The sequence below is a fragment of the Kutzneria sp. CA-103260 genome (assembly GCF_018263855.1).
Classification (GTDB): domain Bacteria; phylum Actinomycetota; class Actinomycetes; order Mycobacteriales; family Pseudonocardiaceae; genus Kutzneria.
The window spans coordinates 9,518,666-9,535,864 of record NZ_CP073318.1 but is presented as its reverse complement, the minus strand read 5'-3'; the positions used below and the strand labels follow the sequence as shown (position 1 = coordinate 9,535,864).

Here is a 17,199-nt window from a genome sequence, read left to right as displayed (position 1 = left end):
CTGGCACCCCATTGGGTGGCTTGCGGTACGTCACTTCTTGTTCAGGAGGGCAGAAACCGCCGCGGCCTGTGGCGAGTTCAACTCCGTCAGCAGGGTCTGCGCGCTGTGCAGGTGCTCGTCGCCGAGCTCGTGCTTGCCCAGCGCGTGCAGGGCTTTGCCCAGTTCGGCCACGGCCATCGCGTGCATGTGGGCGTCGCCGATGGCCTCGCCGAGCTCGCGGGCCCGGGACGCGGCGGCCGCGGCCTGCTCGGCCCGCCCGTCAGCCAGATAGCCCCTGGACAGCATGACCAGGTTGTGGCCCTCGCCGAAGTTCTGGCCAATGCCCAGGCAGACCGCCAGCGACTCCTCCAGCGGGTCGATCGACTCCACCAGCCGGCGGAACCGCTGGTAGACCAGGCCCATCATGAACAGCGTGCGGGCCAGGCCGGTCTCGTTGCCCAGCTGCTCGTGCAGCCCACGGCTCTGCTCGCAGGCAGCCACGGCCAGCTCGAACTCGCCGCGTTCGGACTGGGTGCGGCCGATCGTGCCCAGCACGTATGCCTCGCGCACCACGTCGCCGGCGTCGTGAGCCACCGCAAGGGCCTGCTCCAGATGGGCCAAGGACTGCTCGGGGTTGCCCATCCGGAACTCCACGCTGCCCAACAGATCCATCGCCGTGGCCAGCGCGCCGGTGTCGCCGGCCTTTTCGGCCGCGGCGATCGACCTGGTCAGCTGGTCCTGCGCGGCCGGGTACTCGAACCGCCGCAGGTGCGCCTCGCCGACTTTACGTCGACCCCAGGCCTCCACCCGCGCGTCGCCGGTCCGCTCCGCGTCCCGCACGGCCAGCTCGCCGATCTGCCCGATCTCGCCGAAGTGCGTGCCGTTGGCCAGGAACAGCTCCAGGAACGTGATCAGGTCGACGACGTAGTCCGACGGCAGGTCCGGGTCGGTGAGGAACTGCCGGGCCGAGGCCAGCAACGCCGGCTGCTGGTCGTCGAACCAGGCGAAGGCGGACTTCAGGTCGGGCAGGTCGACGCCGCCGAGGTAGGGCCGCTGCCAGAACCGCTCCCGCGACCACGACGGGGCCTGGATCAGCCAGCCCGCGACGGCCGCGGTGCCCAGGTAGTGGTCGCCGAGCCGGACCATGGCGTCGATCCGGTCCTGCTTGCTGTCGCTCTGCGCGGCCCGCTGCCGGGCGAACAGCCGCAGCAGGTCGTGGTACGCGTAGCGCTCGGGGGCGGGGCTGGCCACCATGTTCAGGTCCACCAAGTGCTCCACCACCGGCTCCGCGCTCGGCTCGGGCTCGCCGACCAGTGCGGCGGCCGCCGGCAGCGACAGGCCGGGGCCATCCGGCAGCGACATCAGCCGGAAGGTGCGGGCCGAGGCGGCGTCGAGCTGTCCGTAGCCCAGGTGAAACGTGGCCTCGACCTCGAGGCTGCCCACCCGTAACTCCGACAGCCGTCCCCTCTCCCTGGCGAGCTTGTCGGCCAGCGAGCGGACCGTCCACTGGGGGCGGTCGACCAGCTTGGCCGCGGTGATGCGCAGGGCCAGCGGCAGCCGGCCGCAGGCGTCCACCACCTCGGCCACGGCCTCGGGTTCCTTGCCCGAGCGCTCCGCGCCGATGGTGCGGGTGAACAGGGTCAGGGCCTCTTCACGGGACATGCCCTCCAGCTCGGCCTGCTCGTCCCACTGCATCTCGGGCAGCCGGCGGCGGCTGGTGACCAGCACCGCACAGGTCGCCGAGCCGGGCAGCAGCGGCTGGATCTGGGCCGCGTCGGCGGCGTCGTCCAGCACCACCAGCACACGTCGCGAGGCCAGCACGGAGCGGTACATCGCGGCCCGCTCGTCCAGGTCGGCCGGCGTGGAGTTCGGGGACACGCCGAAGGCGCGCAGGAACGCGCTGAGCACGTTGAGCGGGTCGGCGGCGTCCGGGCCGGCGCCGCGCAGGTCCACGTAGAGCTGGCCGTCGGGGTAGTGCTGGCGCACCTGGTGCGCCGCGTGCACGGCCAGCGCCGTCTTCCCCACGCCGCCGATGCCGGCCACCAACGCCCGTGGCGGCGCGGTGCGGTGCGTACGCGGCGTCAGCATCGCCGTGAGCCTCTTCACGAGCGCGGTGCGGCCCGTGAAGTCGGCGACGTCGGCCGGCAGCTGCGCGGGCGACACGGGGGCCGGCAGCGGCTCGTCCATGAAGGGCACGATCGGCCGCCGGCTCGGCTGCACCGGCGGCGGTGGCGCGGTCGGCTGGGCCTGCGGCGCCGGCGGCGGCTCGTCCACGGCCAGCAGTCGGTGGTGCAGGTCCCGCAGCTCGGAGCCGGGCTCGATGCCCAGCTCGTCCACCATCACCCGGCGGGTGTCGGTGTAGACCTGGAGCGCGTCGGCCCGGCGGCCGGAGCGGGAAAGCGCCTTCATGTGCAGCGCCCGCAAACGTTCGCGGACCGGGTAGGCCGAGGTCAGCGCGGCTAACTCGGTCACGGCGGCGGTGTGCCGGCCCAGCGCCACCATCAGCTCCAGGCGCTCCTCCTGCACCCCCAGCAGGATCTCGCCCAGCCGGGCCCGCTCGATGACCGCGCCCGGGCCCGGGATGGCCGACAGCGGCTCGCCCTGCCACATGGCCAGCGCCTTGGCGTACCACTCGACCGCGTCTCGGGCGTTGCCCTCCTCGCGGTGCTGCCGGGCCTGCTCCAGCGTCTTCTCGAACTCACGCAGGTCGTAGCCGGCGGCGCCGACGGCCAGCGAGTAGCCGTTGCCGACCGAGCGCAGCACGCTGGCCTGGCCGCGGCGGGGCCGCTCCGGTTCCAGCACGCTCCTGAGCATCGACACGTGCGTCTGCACGACCCCATGCACACTCGCCGGGGCCGTGTCGCCCCAGACCGCGTCGACCAGTTCGGACGCCGTGACCACCTGGTCGGCCCGCAACAGCAGGGTCGCCAGGATGGCCTTGCGCTGCGGTGGCCCCAGGGTCAGCTCACGCTCACCACGCCACACCCGGACCGGTCCGAGCAGGGTGAACCGCAGGGGCTCGCTCGTGGTCGAGGTACTCGGCACGGTGCGATTGTGGCCGCCGCACCGGCCGAGGGCCAAACATCGTGATCAGGTGCCCACGATCGGCCCAAGCCGCGCCCCTAGATAACCCCAGCTCGCAGGGCGTAGGCGACCGCGTGCGGACGGTTGCGCAGGCCGAGCCGGCTCATCACCGCATACACGACATTCTTCACGGTGCGCTCCGAGTAGGACAGCTTCTCCGCGATCTCCGCGGTGTCCCAGCCCTCGGCCATCAGCCGCAGCACGTCCACCTCGCGCGGGGCCAGCCCCGACGTGGTCAGGCCGCGCGGGCCGAGCACGTCCCGCTGCAACCGCTCCACCTGCGAGAGCAGCTCGCCCAGCAGGTCCGGCGGGAGGTCGCCGCGGCCCCTCGCCGCGGCGACCACCGCGCTGGCCAGACGGTCGCCCGTGGCGTCCGCCCGCGGCAGCACACTCACCACCCGACACTCCACAGCGGCGAGCAGATCGGCCTGGCGCAGCTCGTTGGTCACCAGCACGCACCGGGCCGCGGAATTCTCGGTGAACCTCCGCAGCGCCGACATCACCTCCGACGTGACGACGTCGGCGCACACCACGAGCACGGCCGCCTCTCCGAACTGGCGCTCCCCCACCAGCTGGAACTCGGGACGTGCGCGCAGGTGACTGGCCACCCCGGCCAGGGTGATCGGGTCGCCCGCATGGACCCCTACCCGAACTCGCTCCACCGTTGCTCCTCCTTGGGATAACCCCCGTGATCCCTCCTGTAGCCGAGTGTGTCCGGCCCCACTTCTCGAACTCTTCACGGTGACTCCATGCCATGAAGAGCTGCCCGATGCCCCCTTGTCAGCGGCCGAATCGGCGTGTACGCGCCATTGCCTCGGACCCCGACAGGAAAATCCCAGCATCTGAACCGGGGTCCGTGGGGCCTCGGTGGCGAAACCGGCCTTCGCGCTGGGCCAGGGGCCCTGACCAGGTGGCGTAACACCGGGGAAACATGGCCGTCATCGCGCGGAAATGGCTCGTCCGGACCGTTCGTCGCCATGGACCCGCAACCGCGACGGCCCCGGGCGGACCGGGCGAGGCAGATCGCCGACGCGCTGCGCCGGCAGGTGCTCGACGGCGACTTCACGGACGGCGTGCTGCCCGACGAGCGACTTCTCGGCCGGGAGTTCGACGCCACCCGCAACGCCGTGCGGGAGGCGCTGGAGCTGCTGCGGGCCGACGGGCTGATCGAGCGGTCGCCGGGCATCGGCACGGTGGTGGTGGCCCGCAAGTACCCGCACGGGCTGAACCGGCTGATGGGGCTGGCCGAGACGCTGCACGAGCACGGCGAGGTCAGCAACGAGGTGCGGACCTCGGGAGTGCTGGCCGCCACCGGCGTGATCGCCGACCGGCTGGGTCTGAAGGCCGGGGCCGCAATCGTTTGCGTCGAGCGGCTGCGCCGGCTCAACGGCCTGCCGCTGTCGCTGGACCTCACCTATCTGCCGGCCGACGTGGGCGAGCCGCTGCTGGCCGAGGACCTCGTCCACAACGACGTCTTCACGCTGCTGGAGCGCATCTGCGGACAGCCGCTGGGCCGGGCCGAGATCGGCATGGAGGCCGTCAACGCCGACCCGCACGTGGCCGCCGTGCTGGACCTGCCGCGCGGCGGGGCGCTGTTGCTCGTGGAGCGGCTGACCCGGCTGGCCGACGGCCGCCCGGTCGATCTGGAGTTCATCCGGTTCCGCGGGGACCGGCTCACCATGCGCGCCGTCCTGGACCGATAGAGGGGCTGTTTCCGATGGCTTTGGTGCCCAACCGGGTGGACGTCCCGGTCGTGATCGATGAGTCACTGTGCGTGAAAGGTTGCCGACTCTGCGTCGACGTGTGCCCGCTGGACTCGCTGGCCATCGACCCGGAGACCGACGTGGCCTACATGCATGTGGACGAGTGCTGGTACTGCGGCCCGTGCGCGGCGCGCTGCCCCACCGGCGCGGTCACCGTCAACATGCCGTACCTGATCCGATGAGACGGGCCTGGCCGGCGCTGCTGCTGGCTCTTCTCACCGGCTGCTCGGCGGCTTCCGGGGCGACGTCGAACGTGGTCACGGTGGTCGTCGGCTACCAGTCCAAGACCATCAACACCGTCACCGCCGGGACGCTGCTGCGGGCCCAGGGCTATCTGGAGCAGCGGCTGGCCGCCCTCGGTCGTCGAACCGGCAAGACGTACCGGGTCGACTGGCAGGACTACTCCACCGGCGCGCCGATCACCGCCCAGATGGTCGCCGGGAAGATCGACATCGGCTCCATGGGCGATTTTCCGCTTTTGATCAACGCCTCCCGGACCCAGGAGTTCGGCGACGGGCGGACCGCGTTGATCTCGGCCACCGGCTACAACCTGCGCGGGGCCCTGAACATGGTCGTCGTCCCGCCGTCGTCGCCGGCCAGGTCGTTGTCCGACCTGCGCGGCAAACGGATCTCGTCCAGCATCGGGTCGGCCGGCAACGGCACGACAGTGCGAGCCCTTTCGGCCTTGGGCATCGATCCCGACAGCGACGTGCAGATGGTCAACCAGGATCCGGCGGTCGGGGCGTCGGCGCTGCGGGCCGGGGCGGTGGACGCGCTGGGGCAGTTCGTGGCGTGGCCGGGGCAGCTGGTGTTCGCCGGCCAGGCGCGGCTGCTGTACGACGGGGCCGCGCTGAATCTGCCGACCTGGCACGGAGTTGTGGTGCGGCAGAAGTTCGCCGCGGCGGATCCCGATGTGGTGCAGGCGTTTCTACAGGCCCAGTTGGACGCCACGGCGTTCTTGAACGCACATCCCATGGAGGCGGCGTGGAAGGTCGCCGCCGCGACCGGGCTCGCACCGGAGGTCGTGTACCTCTACAACGGGCCCAACGGTCTGGTCACCTTCGATCCCACCCTACGGCCGGATCTCCTGTCAGCACTACAGAAGGACATTCCCTACCTGCGTTCGATCGGCGGCATCAAGGGGCTCGATCTGTCCTCCTTCGTGGACACCAAGCCGCTGTCCGCGTTGCCGGTTTCCGAGGTGCACCGGCCGTCCAACGCCGGCGAGGTGTGGTTCGCCGGCGCCTCGGCCACTGTCACCGCGCCGTCGCCGGATGCCTTGCTGCGGTTGGTCCGTGACAGCGGCAAGCAGGTCCGCGCCGCCTACGTGGATGACGCCGACACCGGCACACGCTGGTTCGCCGACAAGTCGTATTGGGTGTATGGCAACGGACTTCATCCGTTCGACGTCGAGTCCGAGGCCCGGTCCTACGTCAGTTCGCATCCCGGCTCCCGAATCGTCGACTACCCCACCGCACTGAGGCTGGCATGAGAAAACACCTGCTGCGCGGCGGTTCCCTGGTCGCCGCCCTGCTGTTATGGCAACTGCTGACCAGTCTGCACGTGGACTTCTGGCTGCACTTCGACCGGCTGCCGACGGTCGTGGACGTGGCCCGGGATCTCGGCTACCAGTTGCAGACCTCCTTGTACTACCAGGATCTGGGCGACAGCCTGGCCCGGATCCTGATCGGCTTCGCGCTCGCGGCGCTGGCCGGCGTGGCCATCGGCGTCGCCGTCGGCCGGTCGGCATTGGCCGGCGACCTGGTGTCGCCGCCGCTGGAGGTGCTGCGTCCGATCCCGGCCATCGCCATGGTGCCGATCGCCATCCTTCTGTTCCCCAGCAACGAACAAGGCATCGTGTTCATCACCTTTCTGGCCGCGTTCTTCCCGATCCTGGTGTCCACCCGGCACGCCGTCACCGCGCTGCCGGTGGTGTGGGAGGAGGCCGTGCGCACCATGGGCGGCAACGGCCGGCGGGTGCTCTGGAACGTGGTCCTGCCGGGGGCGCTGCCCGGTGTCTTCTCCGGGTTGTCGGTCGGCATGGGCGTCGCCTGGATCTGCGTGATATCCGCCGAGATGATCTCCGGCCAGTACGGCGTCGGCTACCGGACCTGGCAGGCCTACACGGTGGTGGACTATCCCGGCGTGATCGTCGGCATGCTGACCATCGGGCTGCTCGGCTTCGGCAGCGCGGCGGCGGTGGAACTGGTCGGCCGGCGGGTCACCCGCTGGCTGCCGCGGGAAGCGGAGGTCGCGCGATGATGCTGATCGATGATCTGTCCGTCGGCTACCGGGAAACCCCGGTGCTGCAAGGAATCGACCTCAAGATCGAAGCCGGCGAGATCCTGGTGCTGGTCGGCGGCTCCGGTTGCGGCAAGTCGACCGTGCTGCGCACCCTGGCCGGCCTGCACCGGCCTGCCGGCGGCACGATCACCCTGGACGGCCGGCCGATCGCCCGAACCTCGGCCGAGCGCGCCCTGGTGTTCCAGGAGGACGGGCTGCTGCCGTGGCGCACCGTTCGGCGCAACGTCGAGCTGCCGCTGGCGATTCGCGGCGTGCCCCGGGATTCCCGCCGCTCACAGGCACTTTCCTGGATCGGCCGGGTCGGCCTGGACGGCTACGCCGATCACCTGCCGCGGGAGCTGTCCGGCGGCATGCGGCAGCGGGTGCAGCTGGCCCGGACTCTGGCCAGCGGGCCACGGGTGATCCTCGCCGACGAACCCTTTGGCGCACTGGACACCCAGACCCGGCGGGCCATGCAACTGCTGCTGGTCGACGTCTGGTCGCAGCAGCCGACCACCATCGTTTTTGTCACCCACGACGTCGACGAGGCCGTGTTCCTCGGCGACCGGGTCGCCGTGCTCGGCGGCCGGCCCACCCGCGTCATGTCCATTGTGGATGTTCCTTGTCCGCGCGGCGACAGCGACAACTCCGCCGCCCGCGCCGAGATCCTGGCCGCCCTGGGGAGCAAGTCGTGACCGAACGCCGTGAGCTGAGCTGTGACGTGCTGGTGATCGGCGGCGGCACCGCCGGCACCATGGCCGCCATCTCCGCCGCCGAGCAGGGCGCTTCCGTGCTGCTGCTGGAAAAGGCCCACGTGCGGCACTCCGGGGCGCTGGCCATGGGCATGGACGGCGTCAACAACGCCGTGATCCCGGGCAAGGCCACTCCCGAGGACTACGTCGCCGAGATCACCCGGGCCAACGACGGGATCGTCAATCAGCGCACCATCATGCAGACCGCCACCCGCGGCTACGACATGGTGCGGCGGCTGGAGGGCTACGGCGTCAAGTTCGAGAAGGACTCCTACGGCGAGTACGCCGTGCGGCGGGTGCACCGGTCCGGCAGCTACGTGTTGCCGATGCCCGAGGGCAAGGACGTCAAGAAGGTCCTGTACCGGGTGCTGCGTGAGCGGCGGATGCGTGCGCTGGTAACGATCACCAACCGCGTCATGCCGGTTCGCGTGCTCACCTCTGACGGCCGGGCCGTCGGGGCCGTCGGCTTCGACACCCGCTCCGGCGACTTCGTCACTGTGTCAGCCAAGGCTGTTGTGCTCGCGACCGGCCCCTGTGGACGGTTGGGCCTACCGGCCAGCGGTTATCTCTATGGCACGTACGAGAATCCCACCAACGCCGGTGACGGCTACTCCATGGCCTACCACGCCGGGGCCGAGCTGTCCGGGATCGAGTGCTTCCAGATCAACCCGTTGATCAAGGACTACAACGGCCCCGCCTGCGCCTACGTCGCCAATCCCTTCGGCGGCTACCAGGCCAACGCCGCCGGTGACCGCTTCGTCGACTGCGACTACTGGTCCGGCCAGATGATGGCCGAGGTGGCGCGGGAGATCCACTCCGAGCGGGGTCCCATCTACCTTCGGCTGTCCCACCTGCCCGAGGAGTCCGTGCGGGCACTGGAAGGCATCCTGCACACCACCGAACGGCCCACCCGCGGCACCTTCCACTCCGGTCGGGGCCACGACTACCGCACGCACGACGTCGAGATGCACATCTCCGAGATCGGCCTGTGCGGCGGCCATTCCGCCTCCGGTGTCTGGGTCGACGAGCACGGTCAGACCACCGTCCCCGGCCTCTACGCCGCCGGCGACCTCGCCTGCGTGCCGCACAACTACATGATCGGCGCCTTCGTCTTCGGCGACCTCGCCGGCACCCGCGCCGCCTCGCGGGAGGTTCCTCTCGTTCCGCTGCCCGAGGACCAGATCTCCGCCGCCCACGAGCTCATCTACCGTCCACTGTCCAATCCGGACGGTCCGCCCCAGCCTCAGGTCGAGTACAAGCTTCGCCGTCTCGTCAACGACTACGTCGCCCCGCCCAAGAGCTCCAACCGTCTTGAGATCGCCATCGAACACTTCTCCCGCATGCGCACCGAGATCGCCGCCATGGGCGCTCGCACCCCTCATGAGCTCATGCGCTGCGCCGAGGTCACCTTCATCCGCGACTGCGCCGAGATGGCCGCCCGGTCCTCCCTCGTCCGCACCGAGTCCCGTTGGGGCCTCTACCACGACCGCCTCGACCACCCCACCCGCGACGACGATTCCTGGTTCGCCCACCTCAATCTGCGTAAGGGTCCCGACGGCGCCATGGAGTTCCTCCGCCGCCCCGTCTCCCCCTACCTCGTCCCCGTCCCCGAGTTCCCTGTCCCTGTCGGCGGTCCCGCCACCCTCATCGCCCGCCACCTCCCCGCGTCCTTGACGCTGAACTCCGCTTCCCCCAAGGCTTCCCGCTCCGCTGCCGCTTCCTCCGACCTCGTAGCGCTGCTAGCCCTGGCCGACGCCTCCCCCTCCCTGGCCGACCTCCGCCCCTACCTCGCCAGCCCCATCGAGGAAGTCCGCGTCACCGCCGTCACCACCCTGACCGAGACCACCCCCTCCGGCTTCGCCCTGGCTTTGGCGGAGGCCTTCGACGACCCCGCCCCCACCGTCCGCCACGCCGCCGCCGCGGGCTTGCGAGAGCTGGTGGAGGTTGTGGAAGCCGCCGAGCAACTGGCCCCGCGCCTGCTCCGCGCCACCCACAACGCCGAACCCGCCGTCCGCGCCACCGCGCTCTACCTCTTGCGCTCTCTTCGCCTGGGCTCCCAGCCCACCTTCGCCGACGCCCTCACCGACACCGAGCCCGAGGTCCGCATCGAGGCCGTCCACGGCCTCGTCTCCCGCTCCGCCTCCACCCCACTAGCTTCCGCCGCCGCCGACTCCTCCCGTGAAGTCCGCATCGCGGTGGCGCAAGGCCTGGGTTCCATCGCCGATGACCCAGCCAAGGCCGCCCTCATGCCACTGGCCACCGACCCCGACCCCTTGGTCCGCGCCGCCGCCCTCGCCTCCGGCTCCGACAGCCTCACCGACCTCGCCACCACCGCCCTACTCGACGAGGCGTGGCAAGTCCGAGAGGCAGCAACGGCCGTCGCCGCCACCAACCAACTGCTGTCCGCCGTCGCCGACCCCCACCCCAACGTCCGCCGCGCCGCCGTCCGCGCCCTGGGCCAACTCCCCGCTTCCGCCGAGGCCCTCACCGTGCTCACCGAAGCCCTCGCCGACCCCGACGCCGACGTCCGCGCGTACGCCCGCCACGCCCTGCGCTAGTCCTCTCTGGACAGCACACGAAGCACGTCCTCAGCGACGAACAGCCGGGCCCGGCCGGTGCTGGGCACCTCGGTCAGCACACCGGCGTCGACCAGCCGCTCTACGTTGAGGGACGCGGCGCGATGGGTCACGTCCAGCACTTTCGCGGCCCGGCCGATGGTCATCGCCGGCGTCTCGAAAAGCGCGTCGACCAGGCGCGGGGCCAGGCTTGACGACCTGATGCCGGTCACGCGGCCACGCAAATCCTCGCGCAGGCTCTGCAACTCCTGCGCGCGGCACAAGGCGTCGCTGGCCTGGTTCGCCACCACATCGAGAAAAAAGGAGATCCATCCGGTCCAGTCACCGTCGATCGTCACGGCCAACAGCCGCGCGTAGTACTCGTCCCGACGCGGCTCCAGATACGCGGAGAGATCGAGCAGTGGAGCGGGCAGCAGCCCCCAATCGACGAGCAGAAGCGCCACCAGCAGCCGGCCGACCCGCCCGTTGCCGTCAATGAAGGGATGGATGGCCTCGAACTGGTAGTGCAGACACGCGATGGTCACCAACGGCGGCAACTCGTGCTCGGCATGCAGGTGCTTCTCGAACGCGTCGAGGCACTCCCACATCCGCTCCGGAGGCGGCGGCACATAGGTCGCCGTGTCCAGCACGCATCCCGCCGACCCGATCCAGTTCTGGGTGCGCCGGAACTCACCGGGCGTGGCGTAGCCGCCCCGCACGCCGGTCAGCAGAATCTCGTGGGCTTCGCGCAGCAGCGACAGGCTCAACGGCAGTCGCCGGTCCGGGTCAAGCACATGTTCGACGGCAGCGACATAGTTGTAGACCTCGGCGACATCACCCGTCTGTGCCGCGGCGGGGGCGACCTCATAGCGGACAAGGTCGGACAACGTCGCCTCAGTGCCCTCGATACGGCTGGACAGCACCGCCTCGCGCCGGACCATGATGTGCGCCAACAGGTGCGGGTTCGGCAGCGTGCGACCGACCCCCGCGAGCTGACCGAGCGCCCGGTCCGCGGCCGAGAGCCGGCGTACGAGCGCGATGTCGAAGTCCACCTCGGGTGGCAGCCTGGGCGGCACGAAGGCCAGGTAACCGCGCTCGCTACGCACCACATGCTCGCGCTGCCGACCGCTGAACGCCTCAGCCAGCACTGCTACTCAAACCCAGTTCCATATCACAATGATACCTAAAGCAAGTTAGGTATCACACCACTCGATGAAGTGATACTTACGGAGCACTCGCCCCAGCCGGTCGATACCAGAAAACCTTTTCCGTATCACTCGGGGCGGCGAGTGCTACACGTGTAGCAGTGGTCAGAGCTTCACCAGGGGGACGCCGCCGATGAGCATGAGGCGGACGGTCCCGGCGGAGCCGAAGTCGATGGTGGCGGTAGCGCGGGGGCCAGAGCCGTCGGTGGCGACGACGGTGCCCAGGCCGTACTTGTCGTGGTTGACGCGGTCGCCGACCTCGAGTTCGAGGGAGGGGGCGTTCTGCCAGCCCTTGGCGAAGGCGGGGGTGCCACGGGAGGAGGAGCTGTCGCCGAAGGAGGAGCGGCGGCCCCAGGTGGTGGTGACGGTGGGGGCAGCGCGCTCGGGCTCGACGCGACGCCACTCGACGAGGTCGGAGGGAATCTCGCCGAGGAAGCGGGACTCGGGGTTGGCGGCGGGCTGACCCCAGGCGGACCGGATGAGGGCCCGGGACAGGTAGAGGCGCTCACGGGCCCGGGTGATGCCGACGTAGGCGAGCCGGCGTTCCTCGGCCAGTTCGGCGGGATCGCCGAGGGCCCGGGAATGCGGGAAGACGCCGTCCTCCCAGCCGGTGGAGAACACGACGGGGAACTCCAGGCCCTTGGCGGTGTGCAAGGTCATCAGCGTGACCACACCGTCGTCGGAGTCGGGCACGGAGTCGGAGTCGGCGACCAGCGACACCCGCTCCAGGAAGGCATCGAGGCTGTTGGCCGGCTCGGGGTCGTCCTCGTCGGTCTCGGGCAGGTTGAACTGGGTGAACTCCCGGGCCACGGTGATGAGCTCGGTGAGGTTGTCCAGGCGGGAGGCGTCCTGGGGGTCGTCGCTGGCCTCGAGCTCGGCCCGGTAGCCGGTGACGTCGAGCACCTGGTCGAGGATGTCGCCGACGTCGTCCCCGCGCTCCACGGCCTGGTGCAGCTCGTCGAGCATCGCGACAAAGCCGGAAATGGCGTTGCGGGAGCGGGGGTTGAGCAGCGAGACCTTGCCGGCGGCGGCCTCCCGCAGCGCGGTGGCGAAGCCGATGCGCTGCTGCTCGGCGTGCGCGGACACGCAGGCCTCGGCCCGATCCCCGATGCCCCGCTTGGGCACGTTGAGAATGCGCCGCAGGCTGACGGCGTCGTCGGGATTGGCCAGCACCCGCAGGTAGGCCAGCGCGTCCCGGACCTCGCGCCGCTCGTAGAAGCGGACGCCGCCGACAACCTTGTAGGGCAGCCCGAGCCGGATGAAGATCTCTTCAAAGACCCGGGACTGATTGTTGGTCCGGTAGAACACGGCGATGTCGCCGTTGGTGTAGTCACCGGCGTCGACCAGCCGGTCGATCTCGCCGGCCACGAAGCCGGCCTCGTCGTGCTCGTTGTCGCCGACGTAGCCGACGATCTTCTCGCCGTCCCCGGAGTCGGTCCACAGCCGCTTGTCCCGGCGGTTGGGGTTGCGCGCGATGACGGCGTTGGCGGCGCTCAGGATGGTCTGCGTGGAGCGGTAGTTCTGCTCCAACAGAATGGTGCGCGCCTGCGGGTAGTCCCGCTCGAACTCGACGATGTTGCGGATGGTCGCGCCGCGGAAGGCGTAGATGGACTGGTCGGCGTCGCCGACCACGCACAGCTCGCCCGGGGCGACGCCACCCTCGCCGGTGCCGACCAGCTCGCGCACCAGGGTGTACTGCGCGTGGTTGGTGTCCTGGTACTCGTCGACCATCACGTGCCGGAACCGCCGCCGGTAGTGCTCGGCCACGTCCGGGAACCGCTGCAGCAGCTCGACCGAGCGCATGATGAGGTCGTCGAAGTCCATGGCGTTGGCCAGCCCCAGCCGCTGCTGGTACGACTCGTACACCTCGGCGACCCGGCGCTCCAGGTCGTTGGCCGCCCGGTCCTTGGCGGTCTCGGCGTCCACCAGCTCGTTCTTGAGGTTGGAGATGTGCACGGCCAGCGTGCGCGCCGGATAACGCTTGGGGTCCAGGTCCAGGTCGCGGGCCACCAGGGTGACCAGCCGGCGGGAGTCGTCGCTGTCGTAGATGGTGAAGTTGGACGACATGCCCAGGGTCTTGGCCTCGCGACGCAGCAGCCGCACGCACATGGAGTGGAAGGTCGACACCCACATCGCGTTGGCACGCCGGCCGACCAGCCCGGAGACCCGCTCCTTCATCTCGGCCGCGGCCTTGTTGGTGAAGGTGATGGCCATGATCTCGCCGGGGTGCACGCCGTGCGCCGCCAACAGATAGGCGATGCGGCTGGTCAGCACCTTGGTCTTGCCGGAGCCGGCGCCGGCCACCACGAGCAGGGGGGAGCCGGCGTGCACGACCGCGTCGCGCTGCTGCGGGTTGAGACCCTCCAGCAACGCGTCCGGACCGGTCGCCCGCGCCGGGGGATTCGTGGGCCGATCGAACAGAGCGCTCATCGCCCCCAACGCTACCCGGCCGCACTGACAGTCCCGCCACGACGGGTCGACGCGGCGCCGCCCGCTGTGTAAGACTCCTTGCATGTGCGCTCGCCAGTACGAGTTTTTCTACGGGAACCGGACTCCGGCTCCCGTGGTCGCGTAGCGCCGAAACGACCACCGCAGAAGCCCCGGAGTCCTCGGACCCGGGGCTTTCGTGTGCCGGGTCCGAGTCTTTCGAACCAGCACGGAGGACACAACGTGAGCACGCCAGTCAGCGACCAGCCCACTCCCGACGCCGCCACCCCGGACATCCCCTCGCTGCGCGACGAGATCGACCACCTGGACGCCGAGATCATCCGGCTGATCAAGCGCCGGGCCGAGGTGTCGGGCATCGTCGGCAAGGTCCGGATGGCCAACGGGGGCACCAAGATCGTGCACAACCGGGAGATCGACATCCTGGCCCGCTACCGGGACGGGCTCGGCCCGGAGGGCAACGAGATCGCGCTCATCCTCCTCCGACTGGGCCGGGGCCCCCTCGGCCGATGACCAAGGTTTGGGTGTCTCCAAGACCCACGTACCCCGACCCCGGTCGTCTTCAACAGCCACGAACGTCGGGAGAACCGCCGAGGGTTTGTGGCGGTCGGCAGTAGCCAGGCGGTGGGTTTGCAGGTCTTGGAGACGGACAGACCCGGGTGGGGGTTCAGGGATGTCACCGATGCCGCGCGGCCGAGAACCGCGCACACTGGGGGCATGGAGTTCATCGCCGTCATCATCGCCCTGGCCAGCCTCGTGGCCGCGGTCGGCTACGACGGATACCTGTTCGTGCTCGGGTCGGCGGCCAGCCGCCGGGCGGGCGGCGCGCCGATCGCCCAGTGGGTGCGGTCGCGCTGGCCGCAGGCCGGCATCACCACGGTGGCGTCGCTGCTGGCGCTGCTGATGGCCACCGGCAACGTGTTCTTCGAGATCATCGCCATCATCGTGGCGGTCGGCGCGGGCGGCACGGCGCTGCGTGGGCTGCAGGACGCCCGCAAGCAGCTGGGCAGCGGAAGCGACCAGTAGTCACCACTCTCACTCGACCGGGTGTAACCCGGCGCGCGAGTGGGACCAGGGCCGCTCGGCCCGCCCGCACGCCCTACCCTGAGGTCTTCTGACGGGTGATGCCCCACTGGAGCGGTCCAGATCGGAATTCCGCGTCAGGTGGGGCACCCGGGAGGGTCTTAGAAGCATGAGCGGCGAGGCGGAGCGGGCGGATCACGGGCGTCACCGGCGGCTGTCGTCCGTGCCGCCGCCCCTGGCGTCCCGTATCGGCCTGCGTTCGGCCCACGCCAAGCCGGTGCTGGTGCGCCCGAGCGACGAGCCGACGATCCCGCTGCCGGCGGTGCCGCCCATCGACATCGACCCGGTGCTGGACACGGATCCGGTCGGGCTGCGCAAGTTCGACATAGGCACGGTGCCGGCCTCGGTCACGCCGCCGCGCACCTGGCGCCGGGCGGCGTGGTTCACGGTGGGTTCCTCGGCCGCGGCGCTGATCGCCCTGGTGGTGGTGGGCACGCTGCTGGTCGGCCCGTCCCGGATGCGCACGCAGATCGAGTCGTTCCCGGGCAATCCGTTCCAGGTGCCGCTGCCGACGACCACGGACGTGCCGACACGGTTGCTGCCGCCGGGGGCGCCGAGCGAGGTCGCGGCCACCGGCACGTCCCCGGCCTTGACGCCGGCGGCCGGCGGCGGCTCGCCGACCGCGACCTCGGGTCCGCACGGCGGCCCGACGCACACCACCCCGCAGCCGACGATCACGACCGTGACCGGCGCGACCAGTCCGGTCGTCGACCCGGGCAAGATCGCCCAGCAGACCCAGCACTTCTTCGCCGCGGTGACCTCCAACGTCGGCGAGGCCTACCAGTTGACCTCGGGCGCGCTCAAGGCGAACGGCGAGGCGGCGCTGCAGCAGCGCTACCAGGACGTGGCCTCGGTGCAGGTGCAGGGCATCACCATCGACCCGGGCAAGGGCATCACCATCAACACGGTGCTGGTCACCCGCAAGGACGGCAGCACCAACTCGGAGCAGCACGTGCTGGCCTTCACCCCGGGCACGTTGCCACTGATCAGCGAGGACACCCCGGTCGGCGGCTGACGGAATGAAAACCGCTACCGCCTCGGTTCATTCCTTCGAGTGAAGGTGTCTAGCCACGACCCTCCCGAAGCGGTGAACTCTGCGCCAGAACTGGCCCGTACCGGGTCGAGGCCGGTACGAGTGCACCTGTCCCATCTCGGCATCGGTTCCTACGAGGAGACGCCTGTGGAGCGCCCTGCTGGCGGCAGGCGGCACAGCCGCGGCGGTTCGGTCAGCGTGGCCGACCTGATCCGGCGGCAGCCGGGCTCGGTGCGCATCATGTCCCCGGACGAGGCCGCCACCGACGGCCTGCTCGGCGATCTGCTCGGCGGCAAGGGTCTGCCCGACGACGGCGAGCCGCGCACCAGCGCCGCGCTGAAGCTGTTGGGCGTGCTGGTCGGGGCGATCACGCTGGCCGGCACCATCACGGCGGCGTCCATGATCACCAATGACACCCGGCCGGCCCGGGCGGCGCTGATGCCCGCGCCGCGGCCGCAGGCGCTGTCCGGGACGGGCGCCCTGCTGCCGGACGTGCTGGCCACCGAGGTGGCCGGCAAGACCGCCCAGGCCGCGCCGATGATCGCCGGCCCGACCTCCGCCTCGGCACCGGCGGCCATCTCGACGAGCGTGGCCGTCAGCCCGCGGGCGCTGGCGCCGACCCCGGCGCCGACCGCGGTGGACGTGGTCCGCGACTTCTACCAGACAGTGGCCGAGAATCCGCGGGACGCGCTGGCCATGGTCGGCGGCTCGCTGGCCGGCCTGGACCCGACCGGCTTCATCCGATCCTGGTCCTCGGTGCGGGCGGTGCGGACCGAGCGGGTCGAGGCCATGCCGGACGGCACGGTGCTCGGCGTGGTCGGCATCCAGCAGGCCGATGGCGACTGGCTGCATGTGGAGCAGCTGTTCCGGGTGGACGGCGGCAGCCAGCCCAAGATCATCGACGCGCAGGTGCTCACGGCCCAGCAGGGCTGAGCCGGCCAGCGGTCGATCTTGGTCCGGAGGCCGCATTCCCGGGCGTTGCGGCCCCCAGGTCACAGGTGGGCATCGAAACGACAA

At 70.5% G+C, this 17,199-nt stretch carries 14 protein-coding genes; 10 read left to right on the top strand and 4 right to left on the bottom strand.

Annotated elements, in window-relative coordinates:
* Positions 1-30 precede the first annotated feature (30 nt).
* On the bottom strand, positions 31-3,024 hold the full coding sequence (locus JJ691_RS42555) for an AfsR/SARP family transcriptional regulator (RefSeq protein ID WP_211765094.1): 2,994 nt from the start codon (positions 3,022-3,024) through the stop codon (positions 31-33).
* A 77-nt stretch (positions 3,025-3,101) separates the two neighbouring features.
* Positions 3,102-3,725, bottom strand: a complete 624-nt coding sequence (locus JJ691_RS42550) for a helix-turn-helix transcriptional regulator (RefSeq protein WP_249227372.1) — start codon at positions 3,723-3,725, stop codon at positions 3,102-3,104.
* A 315-nt stretch (positions 3,726-4,040) separates the two neighbouring features.
* On the opposite strand from JJ691_RS42550, the gene JJ691_RS42545 reads away from it, so the two are divergent.
* The 6 genes from JJ691_RS42545 to JJ691_RS42520 are packed head-to-tail and all read left to right on the top strand — an operon-like array spanning position 4,041 to position 10,419.
* Complete coding sequence (locus tag JJ691_RS42545; protein ID WP_211765092.1) at positions 4,041-4,766, top strand: GntR family transcriptional regulator; 726 nt, start codon at positions 4,041-4,043, stop codon at positions 4,764-4,766.
* A gap of 14 nt (positions 4,767-4,780) precedes the next feature.
* Positions 4,781-5,008, top strand: a complete 228-nt coding sequence (locus tag JJ691_RS42540; RefSeq protein ID WP_211765091.1) for a 4Fe-4S dicluster domain-containing protein — start codon at positions 4,781-4,783, stop codon at positions 5,006-5,008.
* Complete coding sequence (locus tag JJ691_RS42535; protein WP_211765090.1) at positions 5,005-6,318, top strand: ABC transporter substrate-binding protein; 1,314 nt, start codon at positions 5,005-5,007, stop codon at positions 6,316-6,318. The genes JJ691_RS42540 and JJ691_RS42535 overlap by 4 nt, the downstream gene beginning before the upstream one ends.
* Complete coding sequence (locus tag JJ691_RS42530) at positions 6,315-7,088, top strand: ABC transporter permease (RefSeq protein WP_211765089.1); 774 nt, start codon at positions 6,315-6,317, stop codon at positions 7,086-7,088. The genes JJ691_RS42535 and JJ691_RS42530 overlap by 4 nt, the downstream gene beginning before the upstream one ends.
* Positions 7,085-7,804: an ABC transporter ATP-binding protein gene (locus tag JJ691_RS42525; RefSeq protein ID WP_211765088.1), complete on the top strand. Its 720-nt coding sequence runs from the start codon at positions 7,085-7,087 to the stop codon at positions 7,802-7,804. The genes JJ691_RS42530 and JJ691_RS42525 overlap by 4 nt, the downstream gene beginning before the upstream one ends.
* Positions 7,801-10,419, top strand: coding sequence for a fumarate reductase/succinate dehydrogenase flavoprotein subunit (locus JJ691_RS42520; RefSeq protein ID WP_211765087.1), 2,619 nt, complete (start codon positions 7,801-7,803; stop codon positions 10,417-10,419). The genes JJ691_RS42525 and JJ691_RS42520 overlap by 4 nt, the downstream gene beginning before the upstream one ends.
* Here JJ691_RS42520 and JJ691_RS42515 read toward each other — a convergent pair.
* Together JJ691_RS42515 and pcrA are read right to left on the bottom strand one after the other, a co-directional pair.
* Complete coding sequence (locus JJ691_RS42515) at positions 10,416-11,564, bottom strand: Fic family protein (protein WP_211765086.1); 1,149 nt, start codon at positions 11,562-11,564, stop codon at positions 10,416-10,418. The two genes, JJ691_RS42520 and JJ691_RS42515, sit on opposite strands and share 4 nt — an antisense overlap.
* A 162-nt stretch (positions 11,565-11,726) precedes the next feature.
* Positions 11,727-14,051: a DNA helicase PcrA gene (gene pcrA, locus JJ691_RS42510; protein ID WP_211765085.1), complete on the bottom strand. Its 2,325-nt coding sequence runs from the start codon at positions 14,049-14,051 to the stop codon at positions 11,727-11,729.
* 240 nt (positions 14,052-14,291) lie between these two features.
* On the opposite strand from pcrA, the gene JJ691_RS42505 reads away from it, so the two are divergent.
* From JJ691_RS42505 to JJ691_RS42490, 4 genes are all read left to right on the top strand, one after another.
* Positions 14,292-14,579 (top strand): chorismate mutase, encoded by a 288-nt coding sequence (locus JJ691_RS42505; RefSeq protein WP_211765084.1) that lies wholly within the window; start codon positions 14,292-14,294, stop codon positions 14,577-14,579.
* Positions 14,580-14,783: 204 nt separating this feature from the next.
* Positions 14,784-15,092 (top strand): hypothetical protein, encoded by a 309-nt coding sequence (locus JJ691_RS42500; RefSeq protein WP_211765083.1) that lies wholly within the window; start codon positions 14,784-14,786, stop codon positions 15,090-15,092.
* Positions 15,093-15,258: 166 nt separating this feature from the next.
* Entirely contained in the window at positions 15,259-16,164 is a 906-nt protein-coding gene (locus JJ691_RS42495) for a hypothetical protein (RefSeq protein ID WP_211765082.1), read from the top strand.
* Positions 16,165-16,329: 165 nt separating this feature from the next.
* Positions 16,330-17,115, top strand: a complete 786-nt coding sequence (locus JJ691_RS42490; RefSeq protein ID WP_211765081.1) for a hypothetical protein — start codon at positions 16,330-16,332, stop codon at positions 17,113-17,115.
* Positions 17,116-17,199 lie beyond the last annotated feature (84 nt).